Here is a 10,628-nt window from a genome sequence, read left to right as displayed (position 1 = left end):
ACTTGTATCTTTTAAATTGATATCTAGATTATCTTTACCTAAGATAAGTTCAAATTTACTTGATTTAATTTCTTTTAAACTTTCTTTTAAAAGAATATTGCTTAAAGCCTCAATGTTTTTGTTAAAGAGTTCTTTTTGAGTAGAGATGAAGGTCATTGGAAATCTCCTTGTTTTAAAGCATCGCCAAATTTTATATCTTTAGTAGCTTTTTTTCCTAAAAGCTCTTGATAAAATTTAGGATGTAGTCCAAAAGAAGGACGCACTGATTTTACATTTTCTTCGCTGAAAATTTCACCTTTTTTGATATCCTTACTTGCATATAAACTTCTTGCAAAAACACGGTTTTTAAGCGCCTTTTCATCTAAATCTAACTTACCATCGCCTAAAGCACTTTCGGTCTGTCTAACCGCATCTACCATAGCTTTAAATTCATCAAAATCAAGACTAAATTTACTGTCTTCACTTTCTATATTTTTATCTAACATAAAATGCTTTTCTATCACTCTAGCTCCAAGTGCTACTGCCATAACAGGAGCTAAAAAACCAAAGCTGTGATCGCTTAGTCCAACTTCAACATTAAATTTTTCTTTTAAACTTACTATGCCTTTTAAATTCATATCTTCTATGGCAGTAGGATAAGCCGAAGTGCATTTTAAAAAGATTAAATCAGGATTTTTTTCTTCTTTAAAAATTTCACAGATTTTAAAAAGTTCTTCTTCTGTAGCAATGCCCGTTGAAACGATAGTAGGTTTTTTTTCTTTGGCGATTAAACGCACGAAATTTTCATCATTAGCTTCAAAAGAAGCGATTTTATAGGCTATAGGATCAAAGCGTTTTAGAAATTCTAAATCTTCTTTGGCAAAAGGACTTGAAAAACAAAGTATGCCTTCATTTTGTGCGGTTTCAAAGATTTGAGAATGCCATTCATAAGGAGTTTTTGCGCTTTCGTAAAGCTCATAAAGTTTTCTTTTATCCCAAAGCCCACCCTTAATAATAAAATCTTCTTTGTTGCTATTTAGAGTCATGCTATCTGGAGTGTAAGTTTGAATTTTTATCGCATCAGCACCTGCTTTTTTGGCAGCTTTTATACTTTGAAGTGCCATCTCAAGACTTCCTGCGTGATTTGCACTAAGTTCTGCTATGATAAAAACCTTTTTATCGGTGTTAAAATTTCCTATTTGCATACTTTTCTTTCTTTGGTAAATTTCCTGACTAAAATGATATATAATTATATTATATATTTCTTCAATTTATATATTTATATTATATAAATATTACAACTTTGTTATGATTTTGCTTGGTTTCATTCAAAAAATGCCATATGGATTTAAATTATAGAATTCATTCATTTTTTAATTTTTATATAATATAAATATATAAAATCATAAAATAAAATTTAATTATAACGATATATATATTTAAGACTAATTAAAGGAAATTTATGAAATTTTGTAAAAAATGTGTGATGCCAGATACTAAGCCCGATTTACATTTTGATGAAGAAGGTGTTTGTGATGCTTGTCGTTCTCAAGAAGCTAAAAATCAAAATATTAATTGGCAAGAAAGAGAAAAAGAATTTTTTGAGCTTATAAAAAAATACAAAAAACATCCTGTTTATGATTGTGTTATCGGAGTAAGTGGCGGAAAAGATTCTACTTTTCAAGTGGTTAAAATGCTTGAACTTGGACTTAATCCTTTGTGTGTGTGTTTTGAGCCTAGCGTACCTACGAAAATAGGGCGCAAAAATTTAGACAATTTAAATCATCTTGGCGTGGATTTGATCCATATCAAGCGCGATCCAAAAGTTTATCAAAAACTTGCCCGTGAAGCTTTTATAAGAACAGGGGATAATGAGTGGCAAAACCATTTGGGAATTTTTACTTCTGTTCCACGCATAGCAGTAAATTTTGGAGTGCCTTTGATCATCTGGGGAGAAAGTCCGCAGATAGAGTATGGCGGTCCTGCGAGTAGTAAAAATAAAAATATTTTAGGCAGAGAGTGGCTTGAAGAATTTGGCGGGCTTTTAGGAAATCGTGCTTCTGATATGCTTGGGGTAAATGGTATCACTGAAAAAGATTTGTTTTTATATACTTATCCAAGTGATGAAGAACTTCAAAGAGTAGGGGTTACTGGGCTATTTTTAGGGTATTATTTTAAATGGGATTATAAAAAAATTCTTGAAATTTCTAAAAAATATGGTTTTTTAACTCTAGATCATCCTGTTGAGACTACTTATGAAAATTTTGAAAATTTAGATTGTTATTCTAATCATGTGCATGATTATTTAAAATACTGCAAATACGGCTTTGGTAGAGCAACGGATAATGCTTGTTTGGATATTCGTTTAGGTTATATCAGCCGTGAAGAAGGGGTGCGTTTGGTACAAAAATACGATGGCAAGCCCCCTAAAAAGGCTATTAAAAAATACCTTGAATTCAGTGGTTTTAGCGAGGAAGAATTTCAAAAAATAGTAGATTCTTTTACCAATAAAAAAATTTTTAAACGTGATGAAAATGGTAAATTTATAAGAGATTATGATGGTTCTTTGGTAAGAAAAGACGAGTGTGTTTTAAAATGATAGCGCTCATTGATTACAAGGCGGGAAATTTAAACTCTGTTGCTAAGGCTTTTGAAAAAATAGGAGCTATAAATTTCATAGCTAAAAATCCAAAAGATTTGCAAAAAGCAGATAAATTGCTTTTACCTGGAGTGGGATCTTTTAAAGAAGCGATGAAAAATTTAAAAGAATTTGGTTTTATAGAAGCTTTAAAAGAGCAAGTTTTAGTACAAAAAAAACCTATTTTAGGCATTTGTTTAGGAATGCAGCTTTTTTTAGAAAGGGGCTATGAAGGTGGAGTTTGCGAAGGACTTGGTTTTATAGAAGGTGAAGTAGTCAAATTTGAAGAGGATTTAAATTTAAAAATCCCACATATGGGTTGGAATGAGCTTGAAATTTTAAAACAAGTTCCTTTGTATCAAGGCATAGATAATAAGAGTGATTTTTATTTTGTGCATTCTTTTTATGTGAAATGCAAAGATGAGTTTGTAAGTGCTAAAGCACAATACGGACATAAATTTGTTGCATCTTTACAAAAAGATCATATTTTTGCTACACAATTTCACCCCGAAAAAAGTCAAAATTTAGGCTTAAAACTTTTAGAAAATTTTATAAGGCTTTAAATGTTAAAAACTAGAATTATCCCTTGTGTTTTGTTAAAAAACGGACAACTTGTTAAAAGTATAGAATTTAAAGATTTTCGCACTATAGGGCATTTAACTTCAACAATGAGAATTTATAATGCACGCAATGTTGATGAGCTTATTATCTTAGATATAGATGCTTCAAAAAGTGGAGAAATAGATTTTGAAAGTATAGAAGATCTTGCTAAAGAATGTTTTATGCCTTTAACTATAGGTGGCGGGATAAAAACCCTTGAAGATATACAAAAGATTTTAAATTTAGGTGCGGATAAAATTTCTATCAATTCTAAGGCCTTAGAAGATATGGATTTTATAAGTAAAGCGGCTAATCGTTTTGGTTCTCAATGTATAGTTTGTTCTATAGATGTTAAAAGAAAAGGAGGGCAATTTTGTGTTTATGACAGGGGAAATTTACTTGAAAAAAGTCCTTTAGAACTTGCTTTAGAATATGAAAAAAAAGGAGCTGGAGAGCTTCTTTTAACCTCTGTGGATTTTGAAGGAAAAGCAAAGGGTTATGATTTAGAACTTTTAAAGATCTTTCAAAATAAACTTAAAATTCCTCTTATTATCAATGGAGGACTTAGCAATCCAAGTGATGGAGTTGAGGCTTTAAATTTAGGTGCTGATGCTTTAGCGGGTGCTTATATTTTTCATTTTTCTAAGTATACCCCTAAAGATGTAAAAGAAGAATTAGCTAGGCAAGGCTTTGCAGTCAGATTGCTTTAGGCAAATATGGTAAAAATCTTTATCTTCATCATAAATAGTAAAATGATTTTGTTGATATAATTTTAAAGCTTTGCGATTGTCTTTGAAAACATAAGCTTTAAGAGTATTTACTTTTAAGTTTTCAAAAGCGTATTTTATAATTTCATTCATTAAAATTTGTCCTACGCCTTTTAAATTAGGTTTTGCGTAAAGTCCAAATTCGCAAGATTTAGTTGTGATATTGACAAAATCAATTACGCCGATAATCTGTTCATCTTGAAAAACTAAAAAATATTTTTTGCTAGAATCTTGATGTAATTTTTTTAAAAATCTTAAATGTTCTTCAAAATCAATATATTTTGTTTTCATAAATTGATTGATATCGGGGTGATTGCGCCATTTAAAAATCAGCTCTATTTCTTGAGAATTAAGTTCTGTGAAATTTTTAAGTTTTATCAATACTTATACTCCACTTCATACCCTTTTTTAGCAAGCCAAGTTGCTGTAGATTCTTGATTTTTAACATAACAAATAGCTTTGAAATTTGCCTTTAAAAGCAAGGCTTCATTGACTAAAGAACTTGCACTAATGATGAGTTTATTGCTTTCATTCATCAATTTTGCAATATTTTCATGATCGATAAATAATCTAATATTGTTATGTAATTTTGCAAATTTTTGCAATTTTTTAAGATTAGGATTAGAAGAGCTGGTTGCAATGCTGATGATTTTTGTTTTAGGTAATTCGCTAGCAATTTGTAAAGAAAGGTTTTTTATATCAGTTCCACCCATGCAAATGAAAAAATCATATTTTTTTTCTCTATTTTCTTTGGCCTCTTGATAAAATTCTTCCCTGATTAAAGCATAAGAAAAACCACATCTTACTTCGCATTTAAAAGGCACTAAACCTTCATAATCACTTGCTTTTGCATAGGCATTGACATTGAGTAAAATATCACAATGATGAGGCTTTATTTCATCATCAAAGCTTAGAATTTTCACCCCTGTTTCAAGCTTGATCAGTTTTTCATCATCTACGCTGATGCCATAGTGATCAATGATAAGAAGTTCAAATTTTTCTTCTTTGATGAGATTGATAAGCTCGTAGATACTTTCGCTACTAAGCTCATAAACAGGATAAGGAATTTCATCGATCAAGGAGCCTTCTAAAGGCAAGCAAGCAAAACTTACATCGCTATATTGTTTAGCTAAGACTAGATCGCGTTTAATGTGTCCAAAGCCTATTTGACTGGAGCTATCGCTTCTAAAAAGCACTTTCATGATTTACCTTATAAAGTATTTTTGCAAATTCCAAATCTTGTATGGTGTCTATATCGCAAACTAAATTTCTTGGCAATACAAACACGCTAGAATGAGGTTTAAATATAAAATCTTCCTCAAGCCAAGCTTTGCTTGTACCAAAATAAAAAGCTCCTGCATCATGATAAGCTTTTGTTAGATCTTGTGAACGACTTTTATAATGTTTTTCATCAAACATATAAACTTGATTGTTTTCATTTAGATAAAATGCCCTTTGTATAGGATACTCAAACCCAGTAGCAGCAAATAAAAACTTGCTTTGATTTTGTATAAATTTTTCATAGGCTTGTTTTAAAATGTCTTTATTTAACAAAGGAGCAGTAGCATAAAGGCAGCAGACATGATCATAAATTTGATTTTGGCTTTGTAAAATTTCTATGGCATTTTGCACTACAGCAGTGCTTGAAGCATAATCATCGCTTAAATTTTTATCACGCACAAAAGGAGCTTTTGCACCGTATTTTAAGGCTACTTCTATGATTTCTTCATCATCGCTTGAAAGCACCACTTCATCAAAAATACCTGAATTTAAAGCATTTTCTATGCTATAAGAGATTAAAGGTTTACCTAGAAAATCAATGATATTTTTTCTAGGAATTCTTTTTGATCCACCACGAGCAGGGATTATGCAAAGATTTTTCATAGTTAAGCCTTGTTTTTGTGTTTTATTTTACTAAAATTTAAGTATAATTGTCTTTAAAATACAATAAAAGGCTTAAAATTGCTTATAAATCAAACCTTTGAAATTGATTCTTGTGATGATGTAGAACTAGGCATTAAAAGAACTAGCAAGCTTGAATACCGCATTAGCTATGATGATGAAAAAGATCTCAAAGCTATAGTTTTTATAGTGGGTGGTTTTGGAGCTAATGCAAATATTTCTTTTTTAGATTTTGATAGGGAATATATTGCTAAAAATTTTGATGTTGTAGTGGTACATGTTTTTTATCATTGTTTTTGTGCAAGACAAAGTATTGATCAAAAGTATAATCCAAAGCTTATTCCCAATCAAGATGATTTAGAGCGTGTAAATGGCATTTTAAAAAATATTAATTTAGGACATTTATCGGTTAATAAAGATAATTTTGAACAAATTATTCCTCTTATAGAGCAAAAAGTTAATAAAATGAAACAAGCAGGTTTGGTTGATGAAAGCCAAAAAATAGAACTTTCTTGTGATTTTATCCCACCCAATGGAGATTATCAAAACTATGGCGTTATGGCAGCTATTGACCATATCAATGCTTTAAAAGATCTAGTTAAACGCTTTCCAAAATTTGCAGATTTACCAAAAATTTATGGGGGGGGGTCTTATGGAGGATACCTATCTTTACTCATAGCAAAAATAGCTCCTTGGTATGTGGATGGTGTGATTGATAATTCAGGTGTTTGCTTGCCATTTTTGGCGTGCATTTTAGGAAGAGAAATGAATCAAGGGGAATTTTATTTCGAAGGAAGTGGTTATAGACTTTATTGTTTTGTATATAAATACTGGAATAGAAATATGAATTCTTCTTATTATTTTGGTGATGAAAATTATTTAATCAGAGCAGTTTTAAATTCAAACCATCTTCAAATTCAATCAAATTTAAATAAAAATACCATTTTTGTAAGCTATCATAGTATACAAGATATGGGTGCGCCAGTGCAAAATAAAATAGAACTTTATAAGTGTTATCAGGAATTAGGATATGATGCAACTTTACATTTAATAAAGGATGAAAATGATATAGATGGTAGATTTGTAAAAAGTTTAGAGCATGGACTTAGAATGACTGATAGGGCTTTATTTAGAAAAGAACTTCCTTTAATGCTTGAAAAACTACAAGGAAGAAAATCTTTTATGCAAGAAAATTCTATCTCTTATCCTTGTGGGAATAAAGTATTTGTGTTTAAGGATTTAGAAGATAAATTTGAGTTAGAGATGATAAATTAAAATAAAGATAAAGGATATAAAATGACAGCATATTTACATATAGGAACTACTAATACAGGAAATCAAGAAAAACAAGGCTTCTTGATGCAAAACGAAGAAAAGCTTTTGCAAAAAGCTTATATTTACCCAAAAAGTCTTAGAGTGGCAAATAGGCATTGGGCTTTGGTGGATATGGTTTTAGAATTGGTTCAAAAAGAAGATATTTTAAAAAAAGAGAGTGTTTTAAGTCATATCACAAATGAAAGACTTCTTAGAGCTATAGAAAATTTTAAAAGTGAAAGTGCTTTACATAAAGATAAAAAATTTATTTTTTCAGCTGAGGGTATAGTTTGGGATTTTTCTACCAAAAAACATGTAGAAATTTTAGAAAAGATTATGAGAGAGTTAGGTTTTACTCAAATTTATATTATTGTGTATTTTAGAGATACTTTGGGTTATTTAAACTCACATTGTTCTCAAGATCATAAAAACAATATGGGGTATTATTCTGCTGATTTTGCTCCGCAAGATCATCCTAGAAAATATATTTTTGACTATGAATGGATTTGCAAAACTCATGCTGAGGTATTTGGAGAAGAAAATTTGATAGTAAGACTTCTAAGGGAGGATTATGTAGGAGGGACTTTACTTAAGGATTTTGTTTATCATTTAGGACTTGAATGGGATGAGAGTTTTGTTTTAAAACAAACCAAAAATGAAAGTTTTAATCTTTTAGGAATGGAGCTTATGTCAAGATTAAATCAAAAAGATTTAAAGCAGGATAATCTTAATTCTTTGCTTTTTATGGCAAGAAGAAAATTTGAAGGCAGCAAAGAAAAAAGATTAAAATTTGCAGTGCAAAAAGATATTGCTAAAGCTTATGTGGATTATTTTGCTTCTTCACTTGAATGGGTAAAAAACAAATATTTCCCGCATAAAAATTCTCTTTTTACTCCTGTAAATTGGGAAGAATACGAACAAAACTATACTTTAACTCATACACTAAGCAAAGACTGGGATGATGTGGCGGATTTTATAGCACAAATTATTGTTTCTAAAAATGAAATCATCAGTTCTTTAAAAGAACAGCTTGAACTTGCAAGGAAAGATTAGTCTTTCATTGCAGTTTCAAGCATTTTTTTGATATTTTCAAAGCTTTCAAAATTTTCAGGTGTGATAAATTCTGCTTTTAAGGGTTTTTTATAAAATTTTTCTATTTCGGCAACCAAAGCCATGATATCGATACTATCGATAAAATCTTCACTTACTAGATTTTCCATACTCTCATTGATATCTGTTCTTTCTATATTGATAAAAAATTGTTTGATTTCTTGCATTTTTTCTCCTTTAGTTTTTTGAAATTATAAAATATTTATTTAAACAAGTTCTTTTAAAACCTTTCTATCAATTTTACCATTTTGATTAAGCTTAAATTTGTCGAGTTTAATAAAATTTTTTGGGATCATATAAGAAGGTAATTTATCTTTCAAAAAAGCTTTAAAATTAATTTCTTCTTCACTTTCATAAAAACAAATAATATCTTCTTTAAAAATACAAGCACTGTTTTTAATATTCACATGAGAATTTATCACGCTTTCTATTTCTCCAAGTTCTATTCTATGTCCCATATATTTTATCTGATTATCTGCTCTTCCGTAGCATAAAAGCTCTCCAAATTCATTATAAGAAACGATATCTCCTGTTTTATAGAGTAAATCTAAATAATTATCATGTAAAGGATTTTGAGTAAAAACTTGTTTGGTTTTTTCTTTGTCATTATAATACCCTAAAGACAAAGAAGTTCCACGCACGAAAAGCTCCCCTTTAACACCTATTTGTTTAGGACTTATGAAATTCATATTTTCATCAAAAACTAAAAGTTCTGTGTTTTTGCACGCTTTTCCTATCGGTAAAAGTTCTTCATCTTTAAAAGTGCGATTGATGATATAAAAAGAACATACATCAGTGATTTCTGTTGGGCCATAAAGGTTGGCAAATAAGGCATTGGGTAAGTGTTTACGCCAAATATTGAGCTGTTTATTGGGCATGATTTCACCACAAAAAAGTATCTTTTTTAAGGCGTTTAAACTAAAATTATTCAAAGCTTCAGTATTTGCAAAATAAATCAGCACCGAAGGTACCCAAAATATAGTGCTTACTTTTTCTTTTTCAAGGCATTCTAAAATTTTATTTGGAAAGGCAAAAAGATGATTAGGTAAAAGGTGTAAAGTCGCTCCTGATTTTACACTTGAAAAAATATCTAAAATGCTATTGTCAAAATAAAATGGCGCTTGATTGGCTAAAATTTCATTCTCATCAAATTTAAAAGTCTCACACACCCAAAAAGTATAATCAATCACACTCTTATGAGCTATGCTTACTCCTTTAGGAATGCCTGTGCTCCCACTTGTAAAGAAAACATAGAGTAAATTAGTATCTATATGTTTTTCTTTGGCATGCTTTATTAAACTCTCATCTATATTAAAACTTTCAAAGTCTTGTGTATAAAGCGTAGGTAAATCTAAGTTAAAATTTAAGTCCTTTGAAGTGATAAAAAGTTTAGGCTTTAAAACTTCTATGACTTTTTCTACTCTTTCTTTAGGACTTTTTTCATCTAAAAGTGTATAAAAATTTCCACTGAGTGCCACTCCAAAAAATGAAATCAAACAATCAATCCCTTTAGGCAAGATGATTAAAACAGGAGCTTGAGTAGGATTATCATTTCCTAAAGTTTTTAAAATTTCACTGGCTAGTTTTTTAGAAAAGAGATCAAAGTCTTTGTAAGTGATTTCCTTTCTTTCTTTGACAAAGGGTTCTACAAAAGCAGTTTTTTCGCTAAATTTGATTAAACTTTTTTCTAAAAAATCATAGATATGAGTTGTCATGATTTACCTTTTTAATTTTTTGTAATATAATATCGATAAATTAATAAAAAAGGCCTTTATATGCTCATAAACCAAAGCTTTGAAATCGATTCTTGTGATGATGTAGAATTAAATATAAAAAGAACTAGCAAACTTGAATACCGTATAAGTTATGATGATGAAAAAGAGATTAAAGCTATAGTTTTTATAATAGGAGGTTATGGAGCCAATGCAAATATATATTTTTTAGACTCTTATAGAAATTATATTGCTAAAAATTTTGATGTTGTAGCAGTGCATGTTTTTTATCATTGTTTTTGTCAAAGGCGTTCAGATGTTGAGAAATATAGTGCATACAAATATTTTCAAGAGGAAGATATTGAAAATATTAAAAATTTATTAAATCAGTTTCATTTTTCTTATGGTGAAATAAATAATGATAATGCGCTTTTTTTAGCGAATTCTTTAGTGAAACATGTAGAAAATTTAAAAATGCAAAATAAACTCGATCATAACTTTAAACTAAATTTTACTTCAACTTTTATCCCGCCTAATAGAGATTATCAAAATTTTGGCATTATGGCAGCTATTGATCATATCAATGCTTTAAAAGATTTAGTTAAA

The 10,628-nt window shown here is 29.6% G+C and carries 13 protein-coding genes; 6 read left to right on the top strand and 7 right to left on the bottom strand.

Annotated features, from left to right (window positions below):
• A partial coding sequence (locus AJ889_RS09765) for a hypothetical protein (RefSeq protein WP_178887465.1) occupies positions 1–156 on the bottom strand: 156 nt, incomplete at its 3' end.
• The gene (pseI, locus tag AJ889_RS07165; RefSeq protein WP_002872385.1) at positions 153–1,184 is read right to left on the bottom strand and encodes a pseudaminic acid synthase; all 1,032 of its coding nucleotides are present in this window, start codon (positions 1,182–1,184) and stop codon (positions 153–155) included. The genes AJ889_RS09765 and pseI, both read right to left, overlap by 4 nt.
• Positions 1,185–1,441: 257 nt before the next feature.
• Here pseI and pseA point away from each other — a divergent pair, with 257 nt between their 5' ends.
• From pseA to wbuZ, 3 genes are read left to right on the top strand one after another with little or no spacing between them, the layout of a single operon-like run.
• Positions 1,442–2,578, top strand: a complete 1,137-nt coding sequence (gene pseA / locus AJ889_RS07160) for a pseudaminic acid biosynthesis protein PseA (protein WP_002784894.1) — start codon at positions 1,442–1,444, stop codon at positions 2,576–2,578.
• On the top strand, positions 2,575–3,180 hold the full coding sequence (hisH, locus tag AJ889_RS07155) for an imidazole glycerol phosphate synthase subunit HisH (RefSeq protein ID WP_002864311.1): 606 nt from the start codon (positions 2,575–2,577) through the stop codon (positions 3,178–3,180). Before pseA ends, hisH begins: the two co-directional genes overlap by 4 nt.
• Positions 3,181–3,927: a glycosyl amidation-associated protein WbuZ gene (gene wbuZ, locus AJ889_RS07150; RefSeq protein ID WP_002872861.1), complete on the top strand. Its 747-nt coding sequence runs from the start codon at positions 3,181–3,183 to the stop codon at positions 3,925–3,927.
• On the opposite strand, the gene pseH is transcribed toward wbuZ, so the two are convergent.
• The 3 genes from pseH to pseF are packed head-to-tail and all read right to left on the bottom strand — an operon-like array spanning position 3,892 to position 5,868.
• Positions 3,892–4,365 (bottom strand): UDP-4-amino-4,6-dideoxy-N-acetyl-beta-L-altrosamine N-acetyltransferase, encoded by a 474-nt coding sequence (pseH, locus tag AJ889_RS07145; RefSeq protein ID WP_002781802.1) that lies wholly within the window; start codon positions 4,363–4,365, stop codon positions 3,892–3,894. The genes wbuZ and pseH overlap by 36 nt on opposite strands.
• Positions 4,362–5,186: a UDP-2,4-diacetamido-2,4,6-trideoxy-beta-L-altropyranose hydrolase gene (pseG, locus tag AJ889_RS07140; protein WP_002830499.1), complete on the bottom strand. Its 825-nt coding sequence runs from the start codon at positions 5,184–5,186 to the stop codon at positions 4,362–4,364. The genes pseH and pseG overlap by 4 nt, the downstream gene beginning before the upstream one ends.
• Positions 5,170–5,868, bottom strand: a complete 699-nt coding sequence (gene pseF, locus AJ889_RS07135; RefSeq protein ID WP_002872860.1) for a pseudaminic acid cytidylyltransferase — start codon at positions 5,866–5,868, stop codon at positions 5,170–5,172. The genes pseG and pseF overlap by 17 nt, the downstream gene beginning before the upstream one ends.
• Positions 5,869–5,946: 78 nt before the next feature.
• On the opposite strand from pseF, the gene AJ889_RS07130 reads away from it, so the two are divergent.
• The gene (locus tag AJ889_RS07130; RefSeq protein WP_052775763.1) at positions 5,947–7,161 is read left to right on the top strand and encodes a DUF2920 family protein; all 1,215 of its coding nucleotides are present in this window, start codon (positions 5,947–5,949) and stop codon (positions 7,159–7,161) included.
• Between the two features lie 21 nt (positions 7,162–7,182).
• Positions 7,183–8,253: a hypothetical protein gene (locus AJ889_RS07125; RefSeq protein WP_002826465.1), complete on the top strand. Its 1,071-nt coding sequence runs from the start codon at positions 7,183–7,185 to the stop codon at positions 8,251–8,253.
• Here AJ889_RS07125 and AJ889_RS07120 read toward each other — a convergent pair.
• Both AJ889_RS07120 and AJ889_RS07115 read right to left on the bottom strand, forming a co-directional pair.
• On the bottom strand, positions 8,250–8,477 hold the full coding sequence (locus tag AJ889_RS07120) for an acyl carrier protein (protein ID WP_002777686.1): 228 nt from the start codon (positions 8,475–8,477) through the stop codon (positions 8,250–8,252). The genes AJ889_RS07125 and AJ889_RS07120 overlap by 4 nt on opposite strands.
• A 39-nt stretch (positions 8,478–8,516) precedes the next feature.
• On the bottom strand, positions 8,517–10,025 hold the full coding sequence (locus tag AJ889_RS07115) for an AMP-binding protein (protein ID WP_002872560.1): 1,509 nt from the start codon (positions 10,023–10,025) through the stop codon (positions 8,517–8,519).
• Between the two features lie 60 nt (positions 10,026–10,085).
• Here AJ889_RS07115 and AJ889_RS09760 point away from each other — a divergent pair.
• On the top strand, positions 10,086–10,628 hold a 543-nt coding region (locus AJ889_RS09760; protein WP_074484756.1), incomplete at its 3' end, for a DUF2920 family protein.

This window comes from Campylobacter sp. BCW_6468 (genome assembly GCF_001762865.1).
GTDB lineage: Bacteria > Campylobacterota > Campylobacteria > Campylobacterales > Campylobacteraceae > Campylobacter_D > Campylobacter_D jejuni.
This window is presented reverse-complemented; position numbering and strand designations above follow the sequence as displayed.

Coding starts and splice junctions, on each gene's coding strand:
- pseF (WP_002872860.1), bottom strand. CDS start 5,868: ATGAAAAATCTTTGCATAATCCCTGCTCGTGGTGGATCAAAAAGAATT.
- pseG (WP_002830499.1), bottom strand. CDS start 5,186: ATGAAAGTGCTTTTTAGAAGCGATAGCTCCAGTCAAATAGGCTTTGGA.
- wbuZ (WP_002872861.1), top strand. CDS start 3,181: ATGTTAAAAACTAGAATTATCCCTTGTGTTTTGTTAAAAAACGGACAA.
- AJ889_RS07125 (WP_002826465.1), top strand. CDS start 7,183: ATGACAGCATATTTACATATAGGAACTACTAATACAGGAAATCAAGAA.
- AJ889_RS07120 (WP_002777686.1), bottom strand. CDS start 8,477: ATGCAAGAAATCAAACAATTTTTTATCAATATAGAAAGAACAGATATC.
- pseA (WP_002784894.1), top strand. CDS start 1,442: ATGAAATTTTGTAAAAAATGTGTGATGCCAGATACTAAGCCCGATTTA.
- pseI (WP_002872385.1), bottom strand. CDS start 1,184: ATGCAAATAGGAAATTTTAACACCGATAAAAAGGTTTTTATCATAGCA.
- hisH (WP_002864311.1), top strand. CDS start 2,575: ATGATAGCGCTCATTGATTACAAGGCGGGAAATTTAAACTCTGTTGCT.
- AJ889_RS07115 (WP_002872560.1), bottom strand. CDS start 10,025: ATGACAACTCATATCTATGATTTTTTAGAAAAAAGTTTAATCAAATTT.